Origin of the sequence: Candidatus Alcyoniella australis, from assembly GCA_030765605.1 — a bacterium.
Classification (GTDB): Bacteria; Lernaellota; Lernaellaia; order JAVCCG01; family Alcyoniellaceae; genus Alcyoniella; species Alcyoniella australis.
In genome coordinates this window covers 1-25729 of record JAVCCG010000021.1, presented here as the reverse complement: position 1 = coordinate 25729, position 25729 = coordinate 1, and the positions used below count along the sequence as shown (strand labels likewise).

At 64.8% G+C, this 25729-nt stretch carries 24 protein-coding genes and 3 tRNA genes; 25 read left to right on the top strand and 2 right to left on the bottom strand.

Annotated features, from left to right (window positions below):
- Positions 1-11: 11 nt before the first annotated feature.
- Entirely contained in the window at positions 12-911 is a 900-nt protein-coding gene (locus tag P9M14_02815) for a GGDEF domain-containing protein (GenBank protein ID MDP8254657.1), read from the bottom strand.
- A gap of 337 nt (positions 912-1248) precedes the next feature.
- Here P9M14_02815 and P9M14_02810 point away from each other — a divergent pair, with 337 nt between their 5' ends.
- From P9M14_02810 to P9M14_02745, 14 genes are all read left to right on the top strand, one after another.
- Positions 1249-1827 carry an HDIG domain-containing protein gene (locus P9M14_02810; GenBank protein ID MDP8254656.1) on the top strand — a complete coding sequence of 193 codons (579 nt, stop codon included), beginning with the start codon at positions 1249-1251 and terminating at the stop codon, positions 1825-1827.
- Positions 1805-2725: a glycosyltransferase family A protein gene (locus P9M14_02805; GenBank protein ID MDP8254655.1), complete on the top strand. Its 921-nt coding sequence runs from the start codon at positions 1805-1807 to the stop codon at positions 2723-2725. The genes P9M14_02810 and P9M14_02805 overlap by 23 nt, the downstream gene beginning before the upstream one ends.
- The gene (locus tag P9M14_02800) at positions 2726-4192 is read left to right on the top strand and encodes an oligosaccharide flippase family protein (GenBank protein ID MDP8254654.1); all 1467 of its coding nucleotides are present in this window, start codon (positions 2726-2728) and stop codon (positions 4190-4192) included.
- Positions 4185-4778, top strand: coding sequence for a methyltransferase domain-containing protein (locus tag P9M14_02795; protein ID MDP8254653.1), 594 nt, complete (start codon positions 4185-4187; stop codon positions 4776-4778). The genes P9M14_02800 and P9M14_02795 overlap by 8 nt, the downstream gene beginning before the upstream one ends.
- Positions 4775-5797: a radical SAM protein gene (locus P9M14_02790; protein MDP8254652.1), complete on the top strand. Its 1023-nt coding sequence runs from the start codon at positions 4775-4777 to the stop codon at positions 5795-5797. The genes P9M14_02795 and P9M14_02790 overlap by 4 nt, the downstream gene beginning before the upstream one ends.
- Positions 5785-6981 (top strand): glycosyltransferase family 4 protein, encoded by a 1197-nt coding sequence (locus P9M14_02785; GenBank protein ID MDP8254651.1) that lies wholly within the window; start codon positions 5785-5787, stop codon positions 6979-6981. The genes P9M14_02790 and P9M14_02785 overlap by 13 nt, the downstream gene beginning before the upstream one ends.
- A complete protein-coding gene (locus tag P9M14_02780; protein ID MDP8254650.1) occupies positions 6981-8054 on the top strand; it encodes a glycosyltransferase family 9 protein in 1074 nt (357 codons plus the stop codon). The genes P9M14_02785 and P9M14_02780 overlap by 1 nt, the downstream gene beginning before the upstream one ends.
- The gene (locus tag P9M14_02775; GenBank protein ID MDP8254649.1) at positions 8051-9193 is read left to right on the top strand and encodes a glycosyltransferase family 1 protein; all 1143 of its coding nucleotides are present in this window, start codon (positions 8051-8053) and stop codon (positions 9191-9193) included. Before P9M14_02780 ends, P9M14_02775 begins: the two co-directional genes overlap by 4 nt.
- Entirely contained in the window at positions 9190-11040 is a 1851-nt protein-coding gene (locus tag P9M14_02770; GenBank protein ID MDP8254648.1) for a sugar transferase, read from the top strand. The genes P9M14_02775 and P9M14_02770 overlap by 4 nt, the downstream gene beginning before the upstream one ends.
- Positions 11033-12112, top strand: coding sequence for a peptidoglycan bridge formation glycyltransferase FemA/FemB family protein (locus P9M14_02765; GenBank protein ID MDP8254647.1), 1080 nt, complete (start codon positions 11033-11035; stop codon positions 12110-12112). The genes P9M14_02770 and P9M14_02765 overlap by 8 nt, the downstream gene beginning before the upstream one ends.
- 1 nt (position 12113) lies before the next feature.
- Positions 12114-12878, top strand: a complete 765-nt coding sequence (locus P9M14_02760) for a class I SAM-dependent methyltransferase (protein MDP8254646.1) — start codon at positions 12114-12116, stop codon at positions 12876-12878.
- A gap of 31 nt (positions 12879-12909) precedes the next feature.
- A complete protein-coding gene (locus tag P9M14_02755) occupies positions 12910-14019 on the top strand; it encodes a DegT/DnrJ/EryC1/StrS family aminotransferase (GenBank protein MDP8254645.1) in 1110 nt (369 codons plus the stop codon).
- 95 nt (positions 14020-14114) lie between these two features.
- Positions 14115-16028, top strand: coding sequence for a nucleoside-diphosphate sugar epimerase/dehydratase (locus tag P9M14_02750; protein MDP8254644.1), 1914 nt, complete (start codon positions 14115-14117; stop codon positions 16026-16028).
- Positions 16029-16032: 4 nt separating this feature from the next.
- A complete protein-coding gene (locus P9M14_02745) occupies positions 16033-17502 on the top strand; it encodes a radical SAM protein (protein ID MDP8254643.1) in 1470 nt (489 codons plus the stop codon).
- 8 nt (positions 17503-17510) lie between these two features.
- Here the strand turns inward: P9M14_02745 and P9M14_02740 are convergent, their stop codons facing one another.
- The gene (locus tag P9M14_02740; GenBank protein MDP8254642.1) at positions 17511-18131 is read right to left on the bottom strand and encodes a methyltransferase domain-containing protein; all 621 of its coding nucleotides are present in this window, start codon (positions 18129-18131) and stop codon (positions 17511-17513) included.
- 75 nt (positions 18132-18206) lie between these two features.
- On the opposite strand from P9M14_02740, the gene P9M14_02735 reads away from it, so the two are divergent.
- From P9M14_02735 to P9M14_02685, 11 genes are all read left to right on the top strand, one after another.
- Entirely contained in the window at positions 18207-19262 is a 1056-nt protein-coding gene (locus P9M14_02735; GenBank protein MDP8254641.1) for a glycosyltransferase family 9 protein, read from the top strand.
- A 60-nt stretch (positions 19263-19322) separates the two neighbouring features.
- Positions 19323-20573, top strand: coding sequence for a hypothetical protein (locus P9M14_02730; GenBank protein ID MDP8254640.1), 1251 nt, complete (start codon positions 19323-19325; stop codon positions 20571-20573).
- A 145-nt stretch (positions 20574-20718) separates the two neighbouring features.
- On the top strand, positions 20719-21993 hold the full coding sequence (locus tag P9M14_02725) for a hypothetical protein (GenBank protein ID MDP8254639.1): 1275 nt from the start codon (positions 20719-20721) through the stop codon (positions 21991-21993).
- Positions 21994-22297: 304 nt separating this feature from the next.
- Positions 22298-23449 carry an acyl-CoA dehydrogenase family protein gene (locus P9M14_02720; GenBank protein ID MDP8254638.1) on the top strand — a complete coding sequence of 384 codons (1152 nt, stop codon included), beginning with the start codon at positions 22298-22300 and terminating at the stop codon, positions 23447-23449.
- A gap of 271 nt (positions 23450-23720) precedes the next feature.
- Positions 23721-24350, top strand: coding sequence for a hypothetical protein (locus tag P9M14_02715; protein MDP8254637.1), 630 nt, complete (start codon positions 23721-23723; stop codon positions 24348-24350).
- A 10-nt stretch (positions 24351-24360) separates the two neighbouring features.
- On the top strand, positions 24361-24600 hold the full coding sequence (locus P9M14_02710; protein MDP8254636.1) for a hypothetical protein: 240 nt from the start codon (positions 24361-24363) through the stop codon (positions 24598-24600).
- Positions 24601-24613: 13 nt separating this feature from the next.
- Positions 24614-25126: a GNAT family N-acetyltransferase gene (locus tag P9M14_02705; GenBank protein ID MDP8254635.1), complete on the top strand. Its 513-nt coding sequence runs from the start codon at positions 24614-24616 to the stop codon at positions 25124-25126.
- Between the two features lie 75 nt (positions 25127-25201).
- Positions 25202-25277 (top strand) — tRNA-Thr (locus P9M14_02700).
- Positions 25278-25350: 73 nt separating this feature from the next.
- Positions 25351-25436 (top strand) — tRNA-Tyr (locus P9M14_02695).
- 25 nt (positions 25437-25461) lie between these two features.
- Positions 25462-25538, top strand: a tRNA-Gly gene (locus P9M14_02690).
- Between the two features lie 69 nt (positions 25539-25607).
- The coding region (locus P9M14_02685) for a GTP-binding protein (protein ID MDP8254634.1) at positions 25608-25729 on the top strand (122 nt) is incomplete at its 3' end.

Here is a 25729-nt window from a genome sequence, read left to right as displayed (position 1 = left end):
TCGGGCGCGCCTCAGCGCACGGTGTCGCGTCCCGAACTCTTGGCCAGATACATCCGCTTGTCGGCACGGCCGATCAGCTCCGTGGCCGATACGGGCGGCTCGGAATCGGGTGTGTAGGTGGAGCAGCCCAGGCTGACGCGCACGCCCAGCTGTAGCCCCTCGTACTCCACGGGCTGCCCGGCGACCGCCGCGCGCACGCGCTGAGCCAGCCGATGCGCCTCTTCCAAGTCGATCTCCGGGGCCATGACCACGAACTCCTCGCCGCCGAAGCGCGCCAGCAGATCCTGTTGGCGCATCACCTGCGAGACCGTGCGCGCCAGCGAGACCAGCACCGCGTCCCCGGCCAAATGGCCGTAGGTGTCGTTAAAGCGCTTGAAGTGATCCACGTCGAACATCACCACGCTGAGCGGAAATTCGTGGCGCCCGGCCCGCGAGAGCTCGCTGGTCAGCCGAGCGATGAAGTGCTTTTTATTGCAGATGCCGGTGAAATCGTCGGTGGTCGCCCGCCGCAGCAACGAGATCAGCTCCTCGGCCTCGAGGTTGTGACGGTTGACGAACTTGAGCAACGTGCGCCCCACGGTCAGCACGTCGCCGCGGGTCAGCTCGACCTGTTGCGTGCGCTGCTCGTTGATAAACAGCCCGTTGGTCGAATCCAGATCAATGGCCTGGACCCGATCTTCATCGCGCTCCAGCTGGGCATGGCGATGGGAAACCGCGTCGTCGTCCAGGCTGATCTGCGCGTCGCCGTCCAGTCGGCCGATCACGCTGCTGCCGTTGGGAATCGGCAACTGCGCTCCGGCGTTCACGCCGTTGATCACCAACAGAAACGGGTCGAACGGGCCCGAGGGTTCGCCGCGCTGATCGTCGCTAAGTCCCAGATAGGTGGTCTTGGTGATCTGTTTTTCGGCCATCGGTAGCGTTTTCCTCGTGATAATCATCGGGCTTGGCTAGCCCGGACTATTCATGAGGCTTCTACTGCGACGCACAATTCGCTCGCAACTACTGCGTCATCTTCGCCGATCCGTCCTCGACGTACCGCAGTGGGTACGCCTGTGGATGATCGCCCCGGCTTCCTTGTATTTGCGGCGCCTTGCGCGTCTCGTTGACGAACCCTCATGAATAATCCGGGCTGGATCAGATGAATTGTGGCCAATCAATCGACCGTTTGCAAACTTCGCGCGTCCTTGACCGCCGCGGTGCATGCGGTTAGCGTTCTAACACGGGTCGGCGTTACAAAGGGAGATGCGGATGGACGCAGAATCAGGCGCGGGCATCAGCCGCGAAAGGGCGCGGGAGCTGCTCGGTCAACATCTGAAAAACCGCAATTTGGTCAACCACTGTCTGGCCTCCGAGGCGATCATGCGCTCCCTGGCGCGGCGCCTGGATGGCGATCCCGAGCTGTGGGGGATCACCGGGCTTTTGCACGATCTGGACCTCGAGATGATTTCGGCGGACCCGATGCGGCATGCACTGACCGCAGCCGCCATGCTGCGCGAGGAGGGGCTGGCGCCAGCGGCCTGCACTGCCATCGAGCGCCACAACGCCGAGGCGTTGGGCCTGGCGCGCAGCGAGCAGCTGGACTTTGCCCTGGCTTCGGCCGAGACGATCACCGGCCTGATCGTGGCCACGGCGCTGGTGATGCCCGACCGCAAGCTGGCCTCGGTCAAACCCAAGAGCGTGCGCAAACGTTTCAAGGATAAACGCTTCGCCGCTGGGGCCAGCCGTGAGATCATCATCGAGTGTGAGAAGTTGGACCTGAGCCTTGACCAGTTTATCGAGCTAAGCCTCGAGGCGATGTGCGAGATTGCCGACGAGATCGGACTCTGAGCGAACCGTAACCGTGCTGATCCCGTGCCGCGACGGCGCGGGCGCCCTGGAGCGCTGTCTGCGCTCGGTGGCAGCGCAGCGCGCACAATTCAATCTGCAAATTTTGGTGGTCGACGACGGCAGCCGCGATAGCTCGGCCGCCATCGCCCGCGAGCTGGGGGCCCAGGTGCACAGCATCGAGCCTGCGGGCCGCGCGGCCGCGCTCAACGCGGGGCTCGAGCACGCGAAGGGCGATCCGATCTTATTCACCGACGCCGACTGCGAGGTGCCGCCGGATTGGGCCGCGAAGCTATGCGAGCATCTCGACCAACGGCCCGAGCTGCACGGCGTGGGCGGCAACCTCTGGCCCTCGGCGCGCAACCCATCCGAGCTTAGCAAGCTGCTGCCCTATCTCGACGAGTTCGCAAGTGAGCAAGAGCTCGACCCGGCCGAGCGGCGTACGGCGCTCAACGCCAACAACATGGCACTGCGCGCATCGGCGCTACGCAACGTGGGCGGGTTCGACGCCGGGCTGCTTCACGGCGCGGACGCCGATCTGACAAGGCGCATGCTGGCCGCGGGCTCGCGGCTGATGCGCGTGCTCCAGCCGCGGGTGAGGCATTTAAAACGCGACGGCCTGTCCGGCCTGTGCCGCACCTCCTATCGCCGCGGGTCGACCGTGGCCGTGCACCTGAAATCGGCGGAGTTCGGCTGGACCGACGTGCTGCGCGGATTCGTCCAGCCGCTGAGTTTCTTGGTGCGCGGCTATGCCGCGCTGCCCAGGCTGCGAGGGCTGTTGCCCGACGCGCCGTTTGGCTCGGCGCTGCTCGCGCCGTGGGCCGGCTGCTGCGCGCGGATGTGCGAGGCGTTGGGGCGGCTGCGCTACTTCGTGCGCTATCACCGGGGATCAGGGCGCTAGATGAACAACGAGGGACTTTCCAGACGCTTTGTACGCTCCACCGCGTTGGTGGCCGGCGGCACGTACCTCAATCAGCTTTTAAACTTCGCGGCCAACGTGGCGCTGATGCGGCTGATCGTGCCCGAGTACTTCGGGCAGATGGCCCTGGGCCTGTTCTTCCTCAGCCTCTGCCGCCGCGCTTTCGGCCTGGGGATCAACGCGGCGCTGATCCATCGCCAGGACGATCTGGATCGCGCCTACGGCGTACACCTGGGGCTCAACCTGCTGATCGGCGTGCTGACCCTGGGCGTGGTCGCGCTGGCCTCGCCCCTGGTGGCCGCGCGTTACGACCACGGGGTGATCGTCGCGCTGTGGGCCTTTGCCCTGGCCGGGCTGGCCGAGGCCGCGACCCACACCCCGCGTCTGGCATTGGAAAAGCGCCTCGAGTTCAAACGGCTGATGGCCGCGCGGGTGAGCAATACGCTACTGGTCAACGCCGTGGCGATCGTCGTCGCCATCGCCGGATACGGCCTGGAAGCGCTGATCCTGCGCTACGTGCTCGGCGTGCTCTACGACTTGGTGCTGGTCTGGATTCTGGCACCGATCAGGCCGCGGCTGTGTTTTGATCGCAAGCTGGTGCGCTGGTTTCTGCGTTTCGGTGCGCAGCTGTGGTTCGGCGGACTGGCGAGCTTCACGATCTACCAGCTCGACGACTGGTTCGTGGGCACGCTGGTCGGCGCGGTCGCACTGGGATTTTACAGCCGCTCGTACAACACCAGCCTGCTGCCCACGAGCATGGTCTCGCAGGTCGTGGCCAAGGTCGCGTTCCCGGTTTACGCCCGGCTGCAAAACGACCGCGCGGCGCTCAGCGCGGTGTTCGGCGCGACCACCCGCGGCGTGGCCCTGTTGACCCTGCCTTTCAGCGCGCTGCTGTTCCTGGTTGCGCCGGAACTGGTCTCGATCTTGTTCGGCCAAACCTGGATGCCGATGGTGCCGATGCTGCGCGCGCTGATTTTATTTTCGGCCTGCCGTCCGCTGTTCGACAACACCGGCGATCTGTTTTCCGCAGTGGGTCGACCGCAGACCAGTAGCCGGATTCAGGTCGGCCAGGCCCTGAGCCTGGCGCTGTTGCTGTGGCCGGCCACGTATTTCGGCCAGGCGATCGGCGCGGCGCTGGCCGTGGGCGTTGTGATGCTCGGCGGAGTTGTCGCGGCCTACGTCATACTTCGGCAGGCGGTTGATGTAAGATATCGGGAGTTGTTCACCGGACCGCTGGCAGCCTCGCTGATCGCCCTGGGATTGAGCTTCGCCGTTGTTTCGCAACTGGGCGACCCGGGGCAGTGGGCCGCGGGGCTGTGCAAGCTTTGCTGTTTCGCGATTTTGTTTCTGCTGCTGATCGCGCTGATCGAGGGGCAACGCCTGCGACGCGATTTACGCGACGTGGTTCGGTTGCTCCAGGGGAGGCCCGCCGAGGTTGAAGATGTTTGAGTCGCTCGATTTGGGATGCGGACGCAATAAGCTGCCCGGCGCGCTGGGCGTGGACCTCGATCCGACCTGTGAACCGGACTTGGTGCTCGACCTGGATCAACAGCCCTGGCCGCTGGCCGACTCGAGCTTTACGCAAGTGCGCGCCCGGCACGTGATCGAGCACGTGCGCAACGCGGCCGGGTTTCTATCCGAGGTCTGGCGCGTGTCGCGTCCCGACGCGCAAATCGAAATCGTCACCCCGCACTTCTCCAACCCGATGGCGTTTTGCGATCCGACCCACCGCCGCGCGCTCTCCGCGCGCTTCATCGAGTTCTACGTTGATCCGCAGGCCCATAGCGCGTTTCGCAACGCGGCGCGCGCCGCGGCGCATCTGGCGTTCGAAAGCGAGTTCGACCTGCCGCAGCTTCCCGGGTCCGTGCGCTTTCGCGTGCTGCGCAGACACCTGACCTTCCCGCGCATCTGGCGGTTTTGCGGCGTGGCCTGGCTGGCCAACCGCTGGCTGTCGTTCTACGAGTTCTACTTAAGCGGGATCTTCCGCGCGCGCGACATTGAGCTCGATCTCGAGGTGCTCAAGGATTTTCCGTGAGCGAACGTTGGGGCGGCAAGGTAATCTTCTTTCCCGGCCGATCACCCGGCGCGGCGGCCCGGCTGGGGCGCTACGTCGAGCTGCTGCGCTGCGTTCCCACAAGCGAGCTGGCGATCAAGGCCGCGGCCCGGCTGGCCGCCAGGGTCGCGCCAAGGCTGTTGCCGTTCCCGCGCTATCTGCACGTCGAGATCACCAACCGCTGCAACATGCGCTGCGTGATGTGCCCTCGCGAGCAGATGGATCGGCCCACGGGCCTGATCGATCAAGGTCTGTTTCGCCGCATCGTGGATCAGGCGGCGCAGCACGCGAACTTGATCGAGGGCGTGGCGCTGATGGGCCTGGGCGAGCCGCTGCTTCATCCGCAGTTCGTCGAGCTGACCAAACTCGCGGCTGACGCGGGCGCGCCGCATCTCTACACCAGCACCAACGCGGCGCTGCTCGACCAAGCAATGGCAAGGCGGCTGCTCGAGTCCCAGGCGCTGGAGCGGATCATTTTTTCGCTGGACGGCACCAAACCCGAGACCTACGAGGCGATCCGCCGCCACGGCGACTTCGCGGCGGTGACCTCCAACATTCGCGGTTTTCTTGCGGCCAAGGCCGCGTGCGGCGCGAGCCTGCCGCGCACCACGTTGCAGATTTTGGTGATGGACAGCACCAGCGACGAGCTCGAACCGTTTTTGGAGCAATGGGTGCCGCTGCTGGGTCCCACGGACGACATCCTGGTCAAGGAGGTCGATACCTTCGGCGGCCAGGTCGAGGATCGGCGGGTGGTCGACCGCACTCCGGCCAAACGCTTCGCCTGCCGACAACTCTATAAGGACATGTCGATCTCGTGGGACGGCCGCGTGACCGTCTGCTGCAAGGACGTGCTCTACCGGCTTGAGGTCGGCAACGTGCGCGACTCGACCCTTGAGCAGCTCTGGCGCTGCGCGGGTTGGCAGCGCATCCGAGAGCTGCACGAGCAGGGGCGCTGGGACGAGCTTACGCCCTGCGACGGGTGCAACGAGTGGTATCTGTGAAGGTCTGGCACGCCACGGACGCGTTTTATCCGCGCATCGGCGGGGTCGAGCGCGTGGTCCAGGATTTGACACAATCCCAGCGCGATTTGGGCTTCGAGGTGCTGGTCGCAACGCGGGCCGAGCAGGGCAGCCCGGCGCGCGAGCAATGCAACGGGATCGACGTTGTACGCGTGCCGTTCACCGCACGTCCCACGCCGCTGGCCTACGCCTCGACGATCCGTGGGTTCGAGCGCACCCTGCGCGAGCTGGCGCGCGAGCACGGAGCGCCGGACTTGATTCACACGCACCTGACCCTCAGCGGACTGGGCGCTGCGCGCGCTGCGCGGGCAATCGGCGTACCGCTGGTTGCCACGTTTTACGGGCCGTGGCACGCGGAGTTCCTTGCCGAGTGCGGGCCGTTGCGCGAGCGGGGCAGGGTCTACGCCGCGTACCTCGATCTGTTGGCGGCCTCCCAACGCCGGATGCAGGCCAAGCTGATGCGATCGGCGAACCAACGCGTGGCGCTCTCCGAGTTCTCGGCAACGGCGTTGCGCGAACTGTGCGACGTGGGTTGCACTATCGTGCCCGGCAGTGTGGACCTCGAGCGCTTTACGCCGCGACTCGAGGCGCGCAAGCGTCTGGGCTGGCCCGCGCAGCGCACGACATTGCTCAGCGTGCGACGTCTTGCACGGCGCATGGGGCTCGAGCGCTTGATCGACGCCGTGGCTCATCTGGCGCGCGGTGGCCACGATCTAGACCTGGTGATCGCCGGGCAGGGCGAATTGCGCCACGAGCTCGAGCGCCGGGCCACGGACAGCGGCGTTGCCGACCGTGTGCGGTTCGCCGGGATGCTTAGCCAGACGCAGCTGCCCCTGGCGCTGAGCGCCGCGGATCTGTTCGTGCTGCCCTCGATTGCCCACGAACACTTCGGCCTGGTGATCCTCGAGTCCATCGCCTGCGGCACGCCCGTGGTTGGTTCCGACGTGGGCGCGATCCCCGAGCTGCTCGGCGGGTTCGACCCAACGCTGGTTGCACGTGGTAGCGATCCGGACGCGCTGGCCGCGACCATTGCCAAGGCGTTGCCCGAACTTGAGCGCCTGGCCGGGATGTGCGGCGCAGCGTGGCGCGAGCGGCTGGCCCAGCGCTACTCGCCGCAGGCAGTGGCGCAATCGATGGCGCAAGTCTATGCCGAGGCCAGGGCCTGATGGATCTTGCGGCGGGCCGGTTTAAGCGCATCGGCGTGCTCAAGGCCGACGGCCTGGGCGACTTGATACTAGCTTTGCCCGCGATCAACTGTTTGCGTCGCGCGTTCCCCGAATCGAAGATCGAGCTGCTGGTGGATTCGCGGTTGCTCGAGCTGGCCCGGGCGCTGCCTGACGCGGACAGCGCGGTTGCGTTCGACGCCCCCTGGTTGCATGGCGAACGTCTTGGCGGACGCATCGGCGCGTTGCGCGACCTTGCTGCGGCGGTACGCGAATCAGCCGCGTTGCGCAGGCAGCGCTACGATCTGCTGGTCAATCTGCGGCCGGATATGCGCGACGCGCTGCTTTGCGGTTTGAGCGGGGCGCGACGCAGGCTGTCGTTTGGTTACCACGGTCTGGGGATGCTGCTGACCGATGCGGTGATCGAGCCCGATACACAACTGCACGAGTCGCAACGGCTGTTGTACTTACTTGAACAGGCGGGGTTGGACTGCGCTGGAGCGCTACCGCGTTTGCCCCGAGACGAGCAGGCTGCCGCATTGGTCGCGGATTTGCTAGGCGCTACGAATGTGTCCGATGGCTACGTGGTGCTTCAGCCCTTTGCGCCGCTGGCGGCCAAAAACTGGCCGGCCGATAGGTTCGTCGAGCTCGCACGCGCGCTTTGTGAGCGCGGCCTGCGCGTGGTCTGGATCGGCGACGATTTGCAACATCAGCGCGTGGCCGAATTGGCAGCGCAGGTTCAGGGCTCGCTCGATCTATCCGGCGGACCGGGATTGCTCGAGCTGATCGAGCTGCTGGCGGGCGCGGCGCTGTTCGTGGGGCCGGATTCGGGACCGGCGCATTTGGCGGGCTTGCTTGGCGCACCGTGTTTGGCGCTGTTCAGCGGCACCAACCTCAGCCAACGCTGGCGGCCGCTGGGGCAAAAGGTCGAAGTCGTGGAAACGCCGATCGACTGCGCGCCCTGCGCCGGTCGGTGCACGAGGCCTCAGAACGAGTGCATGACGCGGATCAGCGTGCAGCAGGTTATCGAGCGCGCGTTGGCGCTGCTCGGGCATGATCGCGGGACTTTGCGATGAAGGTCGGATTCGACATCACGCCGCACTACGCCAACCGCATGACCGGCGCGGGCCGCGTTGTGGCCGGATACGCGCGGGCTTTATCTCGTGTGCCGGACGGGCCGGAACTGGTGCTGATCGGCTTTAAGGAGAACTTCGTCGGGCTCGACGATCTGCCGCCGCAGCGCGTGGAGCGTCGGCTGCTCAAGCGCGAGCAGTTACTCGGCCCGGCGGCGGAAGAGGTCGGGCGTTGGCGCGGAGTGCGACGCTTTGGCGCGCGCGATCGGATCGATCTCTATCACGCCAACCTCGAGCTGACCCTGCCCGGCCACGGGATCCCGGTGGTCTATCACTTATACGATTTGGCGCGGCTCGACCCCCAGGTGCGGCACAGCAATCGCTCGTTGCGCGCGCGGATCCGAACACGGCTGCGCTACGGGTTGGCCGAGCGTAGCGACCTGATCGTCACCATCAGCCAGGCCAGTCGCGACGACATCGCGAGGCGGCTGCAGATCGATCCAACGCGGATCAGGGTGATCCATCCCGGGGTCGAGGAGCGCTTCTTCGAGATCCCGCGCAAGCGCCAGGCCCTGGTGCTGCGGCGTTACGGACTCAGTGCGGGATACGTGCTGTTCGTGGGGCAGCTGGGGCGGCAAAAGAACGAGTCCGTACTGCTCGAAGCCTGGGAGCGGACCAGTTCGCGGTTCCCCGATACCAAGCTGGTGTTTGCCGGGGACTCGTCCAACGCGCTGCCCGGCTTCGGTTTGCGTGCGGCGCGGCTCGACACGGAGATTCTCGGCCGGGTCGCTGACGAGGATCTGCCCTCGCTGATCGCCGGAGCGGGCGTGCTGGTGTTGATCAGCACCAACGAGGGGTTCGGCCTGCCCGTGGCCGAGGCACTGGCAGCGGGCACCCCGGTGATCGTGGGTAACCGCGGGGCGCTGCCCGAGGTGGCCGGGGACGCCGGGCTGATCGTCGATTCGGACGACGTGCAGGGCCTGTCCAACGCGCTCACGGAACTGCTGACCGGACCGGAGTGCGCGGCGCGGCTCAGCGAATTGGCGTTGCGGCGCGGTCGGGAGTTCCGCTGGGAGCGTGCGGCCGCGCAGATGATCGAGCTTTACCGCGAGCTGCTGCAATCCAAGGCAAAGACGCGATGAGGCTGCTCTACATCGACCAGTATTTCTCGACCCACGACGGGGTCTCGGGTACGCGCAGCTTCGATCTGGCATCGCGTATGGTGGCCCAGGGCCACGAGGTGACGTTGCTCACCAGCGCCAGTCGCTACTGGATGCCCGGCGGCGGACGCGGGCTGATTAGGCGGCAGCGGATCGCGGGGATCGACGTCGTGGTTCTGGGCGTGGACTACGCGCCGCAGATGGGAGCGCTACGCCGCGCCTGGGCCTTCGGGCTGTTCAGCGTCGCGGGCTCGCTGATCGCGCCGCTGTTGGGGCGCTTCGACGCGGTGTTCTCATCGAGCACGCCGCTGAGCGTAGGATTGCCCGGAGTGCTCGGCGCGCGGCTGCTCGGGGTTCCGCACGTGTTCGAGGTGCGCGATCTGTGGCCCGCGGTGCCCGCGGCATTGGGTGCGCTGGGGCCCGGGATCGTGCTTGGGGCGGCCAAAAAATTGGAACGTTGGATCTACGCCAACTCCGCGCGGCTGGTGGCGCTCTCGCCGGGCATGGCCCAGGGCATACAGCGTTGCGGAGTCGATCCGCGGCGCATCGAGCAGATCCCCAATACCTGCAACACGGAGTTGTTCGCCAATGCAGAGCCTAACGAGGCTTTTACTGGACCGGACCTTCAAAGCAAGCAAGTTGTGCTCTACGCCGGGGCAATGGGCGCGGCCAACGGCCTGGACGCGCTGCTCGATCTGGCACTGCAATTCAAAGACCAGGGCAACGACAATGCGCTGTTCGTATTGGCGGGCGACGGGCCGCAACGGCAACGACTCGAGAATCGCGCCCGTGCTCTGGAGCTTGGCAACGTGCGCTTTGTCGGCCCACTACCACGCAGCGCCATGCCCGCAATGTTCGCAGCAAGTGCGGTAACGCTGACCCTGTTCGCCGACAACACGGCGTTGAACGACAACAGCCCCAACAAGCTTTTCGACTCGTTGGCAGCCGGACGGCCGAGCCTGGTCAATCGGCCGGGTTGGACCGAGCAACTGCTGAACGAGGCCGGGGCCGGGTTCCGTCTGCCCACAGAGGATCCGCCGCTGGCCGCACAGATGCTGGTCAAGCTGCTCGATGATCAGCAGCGGTTGGAGAGCATGGGCCGCAGCGCCGCAAACCTTGCCGCGGGCGAGCTCAACGTGGAGCGCGCTGCACAAAGGCTCGAGGCGCAGTTGCAGCGGGCGATCGCGGGCAACGTGCAACGCCGTATTCAATTGGTGATCAAAGGCGTACTCGATCGGCTGCTCGCGGCAGCGGGTCTGGCCGTGCTCTGGCCGCTGCTGCTGGCCATTGCCCTGGCGATCCGCATCGAGAGCCCGGGTCCCGCACTGTTTCGGCTCCAGCGCGCGGGACGTTACGGATTCGCGTTTCGGCCGCTGAAGTTTCGCACGATGATCAGCGGCGCAGCGGCCATGGGAGCGGGACTCAACGTGGAGCACGACGATCAGCGGATCACGCGCGTGGGGCGCGTGCTGCGGCGGCTGAGCCTGGACGAGCTGCCGCAGCTTATCGACGTGCTGTGCGGATCAATGAGCCTGGTCGGCCCGCGGCCGATGCTCATCGAGCAGGCGGCGAGCCTCGACCAGCGACAGCAGCGGCGGCTGGAGCTGCGTCCGGGAATCAGCGGCTGGGCCCAGGTCAACGGCCGCAACGCGCTGAGCTGGACCCAGCGCATCGAACGCGACCTGGAGTACGTGGAACGCTTCTCGTTGCTGATGGACTTGCGAATTTTATTGCGCACCGTGCGCGTGGCCTTGGCCGGCGAGGGGCTGTACGAGGCGCAGGCCGGGGCCGACGATCCGTTCAACCGCTTCGAGGGGCGCGATGACTGAGCTGCTGTTGGCCGCGGGGCGCGACGACAAAGCCTGGCGCGCGGTTTTGACAGGCTTTGAACGGGCCGACGTGTACGACGATCCGGCCTACGCCCGCGTTACGGCCCAGCAGATCGAGGGCGGCACGGCCCACCTGGTGAGCTACGAGGGGTCCGAGGGCCGGGCGTTGAGTGTGCTGTGCCTGCGGCCCGTTGAATCGCTGCCCTGTGCCGCAGCCCTTGACCAGGACGTGCGCTCGCGGCTGCACGATGCGGTCACGCCCTACGGCTACGGCGGGCCGCGCTTGCAACCCGTAAAAGGGCAGGGCGACGCGTTGCGCGAGCATTTCGCCGCGCTGCTCGCGCGGTTTTGCCAAGAGCACGGCGTGGTCTCGGAGTTCGTGCGCTTCAACCCGCTGTACGAGCCGGACGACTGCGGACTATACCGGGTGCAGCCGCGGGGCCGGGTATGGCTGGTGGATTTGCAGCGTTCGCCGGACGAGCTGCTGGCGCGCTGTTCTGCGGCCTGCCGCCGGGCGATCCGCCGCGCCGAGTCCGCCGGGCTGTGGGCGCGCAGCATTGATCCGCGCGAGAACGTCGAACGCTTCGGCGCGCTGTATCGCCAAACCATGGAACGGCTGGGCGCGGCCCAAAGCTATTTGTTCCCGGACGAGTATTTTCGCGGGCTGCTCGATCTGGACCAGCGGCTGTTGCTGCTCGAGGTCGGGCAACGCGACCAGTGCGCGGCCCTGGCCCTGTTCCTGGTCGGACCGCGGGCCGTGCATTACCACCTCGGGGCCTCTCACGCGGAGCTGCTGGGGTTGCGGCCGAACAATCTGTTGTTCTTCCACGCCATGCTTCACGCCCGGCGAGCCGGGTTGTGCTGGCTGCACCTGGGCGGCGGAATGGGCGGTCGCAAGCTATCGGATCCGGTGGACGAAGGCGACGGGCTGGACCGCTTTAAGGCCGGATTCGGCGGCGCGACGTTGGGTTTCTACGGCGGAGAGCGCGTCTGGGACGAGCGCTCCTTTGACCTGTTGTGCGGGTCGGGGGGCGCTGATACCGGCTATTTCCCGCCGTACCGGGGGAGATGAGATGGCGGCCGACCATCAGCAGCATCGCAATCAGGTGCGCGATTGGTACTCCACCGGACACGAGCTGCAACGCTGGGGAACGGTCGAGGGCGGGATCTGCGGGGCCGAGGCCGAGCTGTTGCAACGCCACATGGCGCGGCCCGGCCGCGTGCTCAACGTGGGCTGCGGCGGCGGACGCGAGGCACTGCCCCTGGCGCAGATGGGACACGAGGTCGTGGCGCTGGACCTGATGCCGCAGTTCCTGTGCATGGCGCGCGACGCAACGCGCGAGGCGTGCGGCGGGCTGTCGCTGATCCAGGCCGACGCGCTGAGCATCCCGTTTGCCGATTGCTCGTTCGATTACGTGGTGATGGTCGGCCAGCTGATCGACCAGATCAACCGACGCGAGCAACGCCTGGACTGCCTGCGCGGGCTGGCGCGGCTGCTGCGACCCGGCGGCCTGCTGCTGGCCTCGACCAACAACATCGAGTCGCGCCTGCGCTTTCGTGCGTTCTTCGGGATCATCAATCTGCTGCGCCGGGTCTATAACCCGCGCGGACTCGAGCCCGACGATGCCCACGTGTTCCACGTTGACGGCCGCTGGGCGCTGCTGCGTCCGCGCTCCGAGCGTCCGCTGCACCACTGGTACCGTCCCGCCCTGTTCGTCCGCGACCTGGCCCAGGCCGGGTTCGAGCAGCTCGAACTTCTGCCTTGCGACCAATCACAGCACGCGGAACGCGGCACGGGTTGCAGCGAGATCTTCTACGTGGCCAAAAGAGGGACTTGACTCGAGCCGCGCTGGGCGGACAATGCTTGCCATGGAACTGATACCAATTACACGGCCGACCTTGGTTCCCCTGGAACAGCTTTTGCCCGACCTGGAAAAGATCTGGCACAGCGGGATCGTCACCCAGGGGCCGTACACCGTGCGGCTGGAGCAGGCGGCCGCAGCCCTGGCCGGTACGGGTTACTGCGTGGCGCTCAACTCCTGCACCTCGGGGCTGATCCTGACCCTGGCCGCGCTGGAGCTTTCCGGCGAGGTGCTGATGCCCTCGTTCACCTGGGCCAGCACGGCCCACGCCGCGCTGTGGAACCGGCTGGATCCGGTGTTCTGCGACGTGCTGCCCGGCGAGCTGACCATCGATCCGGACGACGCGGAGCAGCGCATCACGCCGCGCACCAAGGCCCTGCTCGCCACCAACGTCTTCGGTATGCCGCCGGATATCCAGCGCCTGGAACGGCTGTGCGACAAGCACGGGCTGGCGCTGATCTTCGACGCGGCCCAGGGGATCGGCGCCAGACGCGGCGGACGCCCTCAGGGCTCGTTCGGCCGCGCGGAGGTCTTCTCGCTCTCGCCGACCAAGGTCGTCACGGCCCTCGAGGGCGGACTGGTGACCACGGACGATGAGCAGCTCGACGCGCGCGTGCGCTCGATGCGCGACTACGGCAAAGGTTTGGGCCCCGACGGGCCGGACATCGTGCGGCTGGGGCTCTCGGCGCGGATCAGCGAGGTGCAGGCCGCGGTGGGCATCGCCCAGCTCGGGCTGCTCGGACGGCTGTCGCGGGCGCGCGCCGCGTTGACCGATCGCTACCGCTCGCAGCTCTCGGGGCTGACCGGAGTCGGATTTCAGACCACGCCCGAATCCACGACCAGCGCCAACACCTACTTCGTAATTCAGATCGGACCCGAGTGTCGATTGCAACGCGACGAGCTGGCGCGGCAAATGGCGGAGCATTCGATTCAGACCAAACCGTACTTCTGGCCGCCGGTCCATCAGCAGACGGCCACGAAGAGCTACGCCCGCGGCGCGCTGCCGGTGACCCAAGAGGTTTCGCGTCGCAGCCTGGCCCTGCCGCTGTGGTCGGACATGCCGCTCTCGGCGCAGGATCGGGTGATAGAGACGCTCTATCGCCTGCTGGGCGACTGAGGCGCGCGGACGTGATTCCTGAGATCGCTGGTGTATAATCGCAAAATTGGTGATGAGCCGCAGATGCGGATTCATGGAGAATCCAGGCTGAAGAAATGATAGACGGATTTTTTAAAAGCGCGGCCGGGCGGATGGTGATCCGCTACCGGCGCGCCTTGATCGTGATCTCGCAGATTGCGCTGGTCGGCGCGGCCTACGTGCTGGCGACCCTGCTGTGCAACGATTTCCACGTGCCGCAGTCCCAGCGGCGCATGTTCTCCCAGGGGCTGCTGCTGGTCGTGGCGGTCAAGCTGTTGGTCTTCTACTACTACGACCTGTACCGCGGCTGGTGGCGCTACGTGGGCATGGCCGACCTGATCGACATCGTCAAGGCGCTGACCGTCTCGAGTTTCTTAATTGCCCTGGGTATGGCGTTTTTCTACCAGCTTCCGCTGGGTGCGCGCTCGGTGCTGATCGTCGACTGGTTCGTCTCGCTGGCGTTCATCGGCGGCGCACGCTTCGGACTGCGTGCGATGCGCGAGCAGCGTCGGGAACCGGCGAGCCAGGGCGCTGCGCGCAACGTGCTGATCTACGGCGCGCAGGAGATCGCCGTGGGACTGTTGCGCGAGATGCGCAGCCGCCCCGAGCTGCGGTTGAATCCGGTGGGATTCATCGACGACTACGCCCCGAAAAAGGGATTCAAAATAATGGGCGTGCCGATCCTGGGCTCGAGCGATGAACTGCCGCAGATCATCGGCAGCCGGCTGATCGACGAGATCATCGTGGCCCAGGCCGACTTCCGGCCACGCGAGCTCAGCCAGCTGGTGGCCAAACTCAAGGGCGTACAGGTGCGGATCAAGGTCGTGCCCGCGCTGACCGACATCATCCAGGAGCGCGTGCGGGTCAAGCATTTGCGCGAGGTCGACATCGAGGACCTGTTGGGCCGCGAGCGGGTGGAGATGAACGAGGAGCGCGTGCGCTCGATCCTCTACCGCAAGCGGATCCTGATCACCGGCGCGGGCGGATCGATCGGCTCGGAGCTGGCGCGGCAGGTTGCCAACCACGGGCCGCAGTCGATCATGCTTTACGAGCGCGGCGAGAACGACCTGTTCTACATCGACATGGAGCTGCGCACGGCCGTGCCCAACATCCCGATCAAGGCGATGATCGGCGACATCACCGACCGCCGACACTTCGAGCGCACCCTTGCATCCTACCGTCCCGAGCTGGTGCTGCACGCCGCGGCCTACAAGCACGTGCCGATGATGGAGCTGCACCCCCTCGAGGCGATCAAGAACAACGTCCTGGGCACGCGCAACGTGATCGAGGCCTGCATTGCCGCGGGTGTGGAGAAGTGCGTGCTGATCAGCACCGACAAAGCGGTGCGGCCGCGCAACGTGATGGGCATGACCAAGCGCGTGGCCGAGTTGACGATGCTCGGCTACGGCGGACGGTCCACGAGGTTTTTTGCGGTGCGCTTCGGCAACGTGCTGGACAGCGCCGGGTCGGTGGTGCCGCTGTTCCGGCGGCAGATCGAGGTCGGCGGGCCGGTGACCGTGACCCATCCCCAGGCCACGCGCTACTTCATGACCATCCCCGAGTCGGTCTCGCTGGTGCTCGAGGCGGCCTCAATGGGCCGCGGCGGCGAGGTCTACATTCTCGAGATGGGCGAGCCGGTGCGGATCATCGACCTGGCGCGCAACATGATCCGCCTCAGCGGCTACGAGCCGGACCAGGACATCGAGATCAAGATCACCGGATTGCGTCGCGGCGAGAAGCTGCACGAGGAGCTGTTCACCGACGAGGAGCGGGTCAAGCCGACTTGGAACCGCAAGATCATGGTCGTCACCGGCGAGACGCGCGTGGGCGACGAATTCCTCGCCAAGCTGCAACAGCTCGAGCAGATCGTCAGCGACGAGGAGACCGAGGCCGCGCTGGCACTGCTGACCGAGATCTCCAGCGGCGAGCCCGAGGCCGCGCCCGACGAGCTGCCCGACGAAAACGCGACCCCCCCAGACGTCGAAGGGTGAGACGATGAACACGCTGCTGGTCTCGCTGATGTGGGAGATCTGCAACCTGGGCTCGCTCAACCTCAGCACGCTGTTGCGCGAGCGCGGGCACCGCGCGATCGACGTCTTTCTCACCTGCGGCAAGCAAGAGGATCAAAACGACGTCGAGCAGCTCGCCGCGCTGATTGAGCGCGAGCAAATCCGGCTGGTCGGCCTCTCGCTGATGACCCTCAACTTCGAGCGCGCCGCCTGGCTCACCCGGCAACTGCACGAGCGCTTCGCGGATCTGCCGATCGTCTGGGGCGGAGTGCATCCGACCATCGCTCCGGAGCAGTGCCTGGAGCACGCGGACGCGGTGGTGCAAGGCGAGGGCGAGGGCGCGCTGCTCGACGTTGTCGCGGCGTTGGAGCGCGGCGCGGATTTGGCCGGCATCCCCAACGTGGCTCTCAGGCGCAACGGCGAGCTGTTGCGCAGCGACCTGCGAGCGCCTGAACAGCAATTGGACCGCTTCCCATTTCCGCGATTTGAGTTCGACGCGGCGTACGTGCGCGACCAGGGGCTGCTCAAGCCGCTGAACCTCGAGCTATACCGCAAGAACGTGGTGCGCGCCGGCGTGATCTACGACGTGATGATGACCCGCGGCTGCCCCTTTAACTGCACCTATTGCTGCAACTGGACCTTCCGCAAGCTCTATCAGGGCAAGGGCCCGCTGCTGCGCTCGCGCTCGGTGGATCACGTGATGCACGAGATCGACTGGGCAACGCGCACCTTCCCCTTTGTGCGGTTGATCAACATGCAGGACGACAGCTTCCTCTCGGCGGACGAGCAGGTGATCGAGGAGTTCGCCGCCAAGTTTAAGCAGCGCGGGCTGACGCTAATCTGCAAGGCCCTGCCGACCTACATCAGCGAACGCAAGCTGCGGCTGTTGCGCGACGCGGGGTTGGAGCACATCCAGATCGGCCTGCAGGGGTCGCAGCGCGCCAACCGCGAGATCTACCGCCGCGCGGTGAGCCATGAGGATTTTCTGCGCGCCACGCAACTGATCCGCAAGCTGGGGATCGCCGGGCGCTACGACGTGATTGTCGACAACCCCTGGGAGACCGACCGCGACCGGCTGCAACTGGTGCGCACGCTGCTTAAAACCCCGCGGCCCTATTGGCTCAACATCTTTCCCCTGGCGTACTTCCCGGGCACGCAGATCGCGGCCATGGCGCAACGCGACGGGATCGACGTGGGCGACTCGGACGGGTACAGCTATTTCTACGGCAAGCCGCGACGCGATTTTTTCAACCTGCTGATTCAGGTGGTGCCGCGGATCAGCCCCTGGCTGGCCGAGCTTTTAATTCGCAACCGCGACAAGCGCCTCGCGTTTTTACTGCTGGCGTTCTACGCCGAGCGCTGGGACAAATCGCGGCTGGAGCTGATGAAGTGGGTCTCGGCCCGGCCGCGGCTGATGAAGCTGGCCAAGCGAATCTACTTTCTAGTTAAAAGGTAGGCCCCGAATCAGCGCAGTTTGATCAATTGCAGGTTGAACTTTTCCAGCAGCGCGTCGACCGTATTTACCGCGGCCGAGTTCTCGCGCACCATCCGTGCGCGGCCCAGGTCGAACTCTTGCGGTTGTTCGCCCTGTGGAAGTTTGCGGCTGACAGTGTTGACCACCGAGGGGTAGGTTCTTGATCGGCCGAGCATCATGTCCTCGAGCTGAAATTCGCGCAGCAGCCAGGCCATGCCGTCGGGCATGATCCGCCAGTAGTCCTTGGGCGCGCGGTGGATCGGACAGCGCGTGGGCACGGTGACGATCAGCCGTCCGCCTGGGACCAGCACGCGCTGCGCCTCGTCGATGATCGTCTGCGGCACGGCCACGTGTTCGAGGGTGTTCAGGCACAGCAGGGTGCCGATCGAGCAATCGTCGACCACGCCGCGCATGTCCGCCGCGTCGCAGATGATGTCGAGCTTGACCCCGCGCTCCTGGTAGGAGCGGATGTCCTGGGTGATGTAGGCGCGCGAGCCGAACAGGCGGCGATAGTAGTCGGGCTTCCATCCGGCGCCGATCTCGAGCACCGGCTCACTGATCTCGAACTGCTTAACGGCCCAGGCCACATAGGCCAGCGACTTGGGATCCACGGTGCCTCCGCTCGGCGTTTAAGGTAAAGTAAAGTTTAAATCATTGTGCAAGGGAGCGGAAGCTTATCGGTTGCGATGAATAACATTGGCCAACTACGCGCATCGCAGGTGCTGGCGATCAGCCTGCAGGGGCTGGGCAATCTGTTGCTCGCAGCACCGGCGATTAATGCCGTGGCGCACGCCCTGGGCGGTCCGCTCGATCTGGCGTTGCGCACGCCAACGGCCGTGCGCTTTGTGCGCCAGACCGGCCTGGCCGCCAACACGCTGCTGCTGCCTCCCGGACGCGCGGGCCTGCCGCGGCTCGCCGCGCAATGCAGGGCAGGGCGCTACCGTGCCGCGTTGGTCTGCTTTCCCGGCGGCAGGGCGGCGCAACTGTTGGCCCGGCTCAGCGGCGCGACCGTGCGCATCGGCCACGAGCTGCCCGGCGGCATGGGAAGCCTGGCCCGGCTGCTCACCGTGCGCATTGCGCACGATCCGCTGGCCCACGACGTGGAGCGCAACATGCAGCTCGCCGAGGCGTTGCTCGGAGCAACGCCTCGGCGTTTGCCCGGCCCGGCGATCAAGCTGCCGGACTCGGCATTGGAACGCGCCGATGATTTTATCCGTGAAAGCGGCCTTCAAAGCGCGGGCCTGGTGGGGATCCATCCGGGGAGCGATCCGGGATTTGCCGACAAGCGTTGGCCTGCCCGACATTTCGCGCGCCTGGCCGAGCTGATCCACGAGCACCTCGGCTGGAACACGATCGTGCTCGACGGTCCCGACGAGACCGTCATCGAGGCGCAGATCCGCGACTTGGCGCAGGTTCCAATGCAGTCCCTGGATGGCGCTCTGGACGTACTGGACACTGCCGCGCTGATCGCGCGCTGTAGGGCCGTGGTCAGCAACGACTCGGGAATCATGCACCTGGCCTGCGCCGTGGGCGCACCGTGTCTGGCGCTGTTCGGGCCGTCGCAATCAACGCGCGCCGCGCCGTGGAGCGAGCGCGCCGCAAGCGTGGTCAGCGATCTGGAATGCGCGCCGTGCCACTCGCTGCAGGGCCGCGCCGACTGCCCGCAAGGCTATCCGCTGTGCATGGAGCGCATCGAGCCCGAGGTCGTTTTACAGCGCCTGGTCGAGCTGATCGGTAATTAACTGTTCAATAAGCGCCGAGTTTGAAACAATAAACCTACCTACAAATTGCAGGTGACGTTGATGGAGACTTGGCGCACTCCGGTCGTACTGTTTATCTTACTGCTCGCGGCCACGCTGATCGTCTCGGCCTGCGACAACGCAGCCGACGATGATGACGACGACGCGGCGGACGACGACGCGGACGATGACGACGACTCGGACGACGATGAAGAGGAGCCGTACTATGATCCGCGTGAGCTTGGGCCGTACCAGGTGGGCGTCACCACGCTGGTGCTGATCGACCAGGGGCGCTGGGACCCGGCCACACAAAGCGCGCGCACGCTGCCGGTGGAGGTCTGGTATCCGGCCACGGACCAGACGGCCGACCTGCCGCGCGACACGGTGCGCGGATTTCTCGGCGATTGGGACGAGTACGTGCTCCAACTTTTTGCGCAGATGGGGGCCACGCCCGAGGATCTAGCCAACTTTGACAACGAGACCGGAGCGGTGCGCGACGCCCAGCTCGAGTCCGGCGACGCGCCGTACCCGATGGTGCTGTTCTCCCACGGGTTCGGCGGAATTCGGTTTCAGAACTACACCCAGTGCGAGTACCTGGCGAGCCACGGGTTCATCGTGGCCGCGCCGGACCATACGGGCAACGCGCTGGTCACCACGCTGCCCGACGAGGTGATCGAGTTCCGTGAGGATCTGGAGTCGATCAGCCTCTTGCAGCGCAAGGCCGACTTCAGCTTTCTGCTCGACGCGTTCACCGGGCTCTCGGCGTTAGACCCCGATGGCCGCTTGACCGGCGCGATCCAGACCGAGCGCTTCGGCGGCATGGGGCATTCCTTCGGCGGCAGGTCGATCGCCGAGACCACCAAGGACGACCAGCGCCTGGCCGCGGCGATCAACATGGCCTCGTACATGCTCCCCCGGATCGAGCCGACCTACGACACGTCGATGATGTTCATGATTGCCCTGGAGGACGTCACCATGGCCGACGTGATTTTCCTGATGCGCTGGGACTACACCCTGGTGCCGCCGCCCAAGTTCAAGCTCGAGCTGCACGACGCGGGGCACTACACCTTCTCCGATTCCTGCATCCTGCTGCCCTCGATTATCGGCAACCACAACGGCTGCGGCACAGGCGAACGCCTCGAGGGCGGCGAGCCGTTCGAGTTCATCGACCACGACGCGGCGTTCGCGGCGATCAACGCCTACACCGTGGCGTTCTTTAGCTTCAACCTGCGCGACGACCAACAGGCGGCCGACCTGCTGACCGAGAACCTCTTTCCCGATCGCCTGGACTGGGAGTACCAGCTACAGAAATAGCCCCACGGGCATATTGAGGCGCAGGGCTTAAGACCGAATGCGCGGCGCTGCAACGCCCGGCCTAGTTGGCGGGCGATTGATTCCCCTTTGCAATAACCCACGGGTTTGAAACAATACGCGCGTCATAAATTGTGAGGTGACGTTGATGCAAACCTGGCGCACCCTGGCCGCGCTGCTGACCCTGCTGCTTTTTGCGGCGCTGATCGTCTCGGCCTGCGACAACGCAGCCGACGATGACGACGACGACGCGGCGGACGACGACGCGGACGCGGACGATGACGACGACTCGGACGATGACGACGACTCGGACGACGACGAAGAGGAGCCGTACTATGATCCGCGTGAGCTTGGGCCGTACCAGGTGGGCGTCACCACGCTGGTGCTGATTGACGAGGAGCGCTGGGACCCGGCCACCGACAGCGAGCGCACGCTGCTGGTGGAGGTTTGGTATCCGGCCACCGACGAGACGGCGAACCTGCCGCGCGACACGGTGCGCGGGTTCCTCGGCGATTGGGACGAGTACGTGCTGCAACTTTTCGCAGAGGAGGGGGCCACGCCCGAGGAGCTGGAGAACTTTGACAACGAGACCGGCGCGGTGCGCGACGCCCAACTCGAGTCCGGCGACGCGCCGTACCCGATGGTGCTCTTCTCCCACGGGTTCGGCGGAATCCGGTTTCAGAACTACACCCAGTGTGAATATCTGGCGAGCCACGGCTTCATCGTGGTCGCGCCGGACCACACGGGCAACGCGATGGTCACCACGCTGCCCGAGGGCGTGATCGAGTTCCGCGAGGATCTGGTGCCGGTAAGCTTCTGGCAGCGTAAAAATGATTTCAGTTTCCTGATGGACGCGTTCACCGAGCTCTCGGCCGACGATCCCGACGGCCGCTTTAGCGGCGCGATTCAGACCGAACACTTCGGCGGCATGGGGCATTCCTTCGGCGGCACGTCGATCGCCGAGACCACCAAGGACGATCCGCGGCTGACCGCGGGGATCGACATGGCCTCTTTCATGTTCCCCTGGATCGATCCGAGCTACGATAAGTCGATGATGTTCATGATCGCCCTGGAGGACGGCACCATGGGCGACGTGATCTTCCTGATGCGCTGGGACTACATACTGGTGCCGCCGCCCAAGTTCAAGCTCGAGCTGCGCGACGCGGGGCACTACACCTTCTCCGACTCGTGCATCCTGCTCCCCTCGATCCTCGGGGACGAGGACGGCTGCGGCATGGGCCAGCGCCTCGAGAGCGGGGAGCCGTTCGAATTCATCGACCACGACGTCGCGTTCGAGGCGATCAACGCCTACACCGTGGCCTTTTTCAGCTTCAACCTGCGCGACGATCTGCAGGCAGCCGACCTGCTGACCAAGAACCTCTATCCCGACCGCATGGACTGGGAGTACGAGCTAGAGGAATAAGCGCAGACTCTCAATACGCTGTTGATCTTCAGAATCGAGGTTTTGTCGCACAAGCCTCTTCGCGGGGTGGGTCGTAGCATAACGACCATCGCTGTACGCGAGCTTTGGTGCAGCTCAAAGCTGCCCGGCCTGTGCGCGGGGTGGGTCGTTGCATAACGACCATCGCTGTGCGCGAGTTTTGGTGCAGCTCAAAGCTGCCGCCGATTGACAGCTTAGCGTGCCGTTGCTAGTGTTCGTCCGCCGGTTTTAGCGGAAAAACACGCATACCAAATCAACGATAATCCTTATTGCCGAGGGGGAGAGCATGCTGAGCTTCGAGCTTACCAACGAGCAGAACATCCTGCGTAAAACAGTGCGCGATTTTGCGGAGAAAGAGATCGCTCCGGTTGCCCAGAAACTGGATGAGGAGCAGGGGTTCTCGGTTGAGCTGACGCGCGGCATGGCCGATCTGGGCCTGTTCGGGATATTCGTCCCCGAGGAGTTCGGCGGCACGGAGATGGGGTACTTAAGCTACATCATCGCGGTGGAGGAGATCGCGCGCGTGGACGGCTCCCAGGCGGCGACCGTGGCCGCGGGCAACTCGTTGGGCATCGGCCCGATTAACTATTTTGGCAACCAGCAGCAGAAATCCGAATGGCTGCCCAAGCTCTGTGCGGGCCAGTGCCTGGCCTCGTTCGGCCTGACCGAGCCCAACGCCGGGTCGGACGCCGGGGCTTCGAAAACCAACGCCAAGCTCGATAACGGCGAATGGGTAATCAACGGCTCCAAGATTTTTATCACCAACAGCGCCGGTCCAATGGCCGGGATCTGCACTGTGCAGGCGATTACCGGCAAGCGTGAGGATGGACGCAACGAGATCAGCTGCATTTTGGTGCCCAGCGGAACCGAGGGGTTCAAGGCCGTGCCCATGCACGACAAGATGATGTGGCGCGCCTCGGATACCGGCGAGCTGTACTTCGACGACTGCCGCGTGCCCGAGGCCGACATTCTTGGCAAGCGCGGCGAGGGTTTCCGTCAAATGCTGGCGACCCTCGACGGCGGACGGCTGTCGATCGCGGCCATGGGCCTGGGCGGCGCCCAGGGTGCGTACGAGGCGGCGTTGCGTTACTCCCAGGAGCGCGTGCAGTTCGGCAAGCCGCTGTGCAAGTTTCAGGTCAACGCGTTCAAGCTCGCGGACATGGCCACCGAGATCGAGGCTGCGCGCGGACTGCTGTACAAGGCGTGTTGGCTGCGCGACGAGGGCAAGCCGTTCGGCAAGGTGGCGGCAATGGCCAAGCTCTACTGCTCCGAGGTGATGGGGCGCGTGGTCAACCAGGCGGTGCAGCTTCACGGCGGATACGGACTGATGAAGGAGTATCCGGTGGAGCGTTTCTACCGCGACCAGAAGCTGCTCGAGATCGGCGAGGGGACCTCCGAAGTGCAGCGGATCGTCATCGCCCGGCACATCGGGGTCTAAGTGCAGCTTTAAATTCGGCTTAGAGCCGCCACAAAACTCGCGTATCACGCTGGTAGTAATCCCACGACCCGCACCGCGCCCGGCTTTGAGCCGGGGGCAAAACACGCGCACTGCGATTGGTTTTAACAACGCCCAGCCCCGCGTCGCGGCGAGTATCGTTTAACAACGTGCATTGTCCGATCGCGAGTATTGGTGCGGCTCAAAGCCGCCCTCTCGCGCCGGTGCTTGACGCGGGATCAACAGGACAAGTATCTTTGCCCCGGAGATAATTATGTCCGATTTCGACCTGCATCTGGCAAAGGCCCACCTTGAGCAGCAGGGTTACCTTGTGGCTCTGTCGATCCCTGCGCCGGGATCGAGCCCGGTGAAGTTCGACGACGTGATCGATCTGTTCGGGCTCAAGCTCGAGAACGGCAAGGCGGTCCACGGAGTCGTGGGCTGCGTCAAGGGCTGGTGGCAGGGCAAGCGTTATCTCACGCCGAGCGTAATCACCTTTCAGCTCGGCGAGCAGTCGGGGATTTTGTCCACGGCCTTTTCCGAGATCAAGTTCGAGTTCCTGCGAAAGCTGTTCAACCTCGGCGACGAGATCGAGTTCGAACAGATGTTGTTCTTCCCCCAGCGCAGCCCGCAAAAGGCCGAGCAGGCCGAACAGATGCTCGAGCAGATGCAGATCAAACCGATCTATCTGGCCGACCTGATCGCCGAGATGTTGCCGCGGCTGCGACGCGATTTGGCGGGCAATCCATTGGAGTGGTTGACCGACCTGCGTCGAATGCGCAACAGCCCGCTGGTGCTCGAGAGCCTGGACAACGCCAAGCGCGAGAAGGAACTTGTGTCTCAGGACGACCGCGACGAGCCCTCGCCCCAGCTCTCGTTCTTCGCGGGCAAGTCCCGCCAATAGGAGTTCTACGGTGAAGTGGACGTTGCGCTTGATCGTGGCGGTCGTGATTGCGGCCGTGGTGCTCACCTTCGGCGTGCTCAAGCTCGACTGGTTCGCCGGCAGCGGGCTCAGCCGCAGCCTGCACCAGATCGTCGATTCCCAGACCACGCAGACGCAGACGGCCGAGCCGACCCCGACCGAGGTCACCGATGAAGAGCGCCAGGATTTCAACCAGGGGCTCGATCAGATACTCGATCCCGAGAACAAATAACCAAGAGAATATGATGGCCGGTGAAGTCAAACACGCCGGGGCGGTTGCTCCCGGAACGCCGGGGAAGATGACGCTGGAAGTGCGCGGGGCCGCGCTGAACGATCTCGACGCGCTGGTCGAGCTCGACGCGCGCTGTTTCGAGCCGGGCATTGCCTACGACCACGCTACGTTCTTCGGACTGCTGGTCGACAGCAAAGCCTACGCGCCGCTGCTGCTGCGCGACAATCGGCTGATCGCGTTCGCCATTGCGCTCCGTTCCAAGTCGACCGGCCACCTGGTCACTATCGACATCGACGACGAATTTCGCCGCCAGGGGCTGGCCCAGCAATTGCTGGCGATGATCGTCGAACATTTTGTGGGGCTTGAGATCGAGCGCATCGAGCTCGAGGTCAACACGGCCAATACGGCAGCGTATAACTTTTATTTAAAGAACGGTTTTACGATTTCACATACCGAGCGCAATTATTACGGGCCGGGACGCGATGCCTATATAATGTTAAAGCAGTTGGTGAAAAAGTCGGAATAATCGGGCCGGGCCCTTGACATAACGGCCTTACCCACTATAATTCCTCGCCTTCAGGGTCGGAGCAGACTCTGGCGGGCTGGTGTAGCTCAACTGGTAGAGCAGCGCACTTGTAATGCGCAGGTTGCGGGTTCGAGTCCCATCACCAGCTCCAAGAGGGTGACTAATGTCATTCGAGGCCGCGCGGACAGGGTGTTTGGTCGCTGCGGTCAAAAATAGAATATTGTGGAGGGATGCCCGAGTGGCCAAAGGGAGCAGACTGTAAATCTGCCGGCGGATGCCTACGGAGGTTCAAATCCTCCTCCCTCCACCACCTGAATACGGGGACGTTACACCGGGCGGGAGTAGCTCAGTTGGCTAGAGCAACAGCCTTCCAAGCTGTGGGTCGCGGGTTCGAATCCCGTTTCCCGCTCCAAACAGCGGATTATAAACAGGGGCGCTAGCGCCGCAAGTCATTTATCGACCATGACGGGGGGCTAAGAGGATGGCCAAGGAAAAATACAATCGTAATAAGCCACATCTCAATGTTGGTACGATTGGTCACATCGATCACGGCAAGACGACGTTGACCAGTGCGATTACCAAGGTGATGTCTGATAAAGGGTT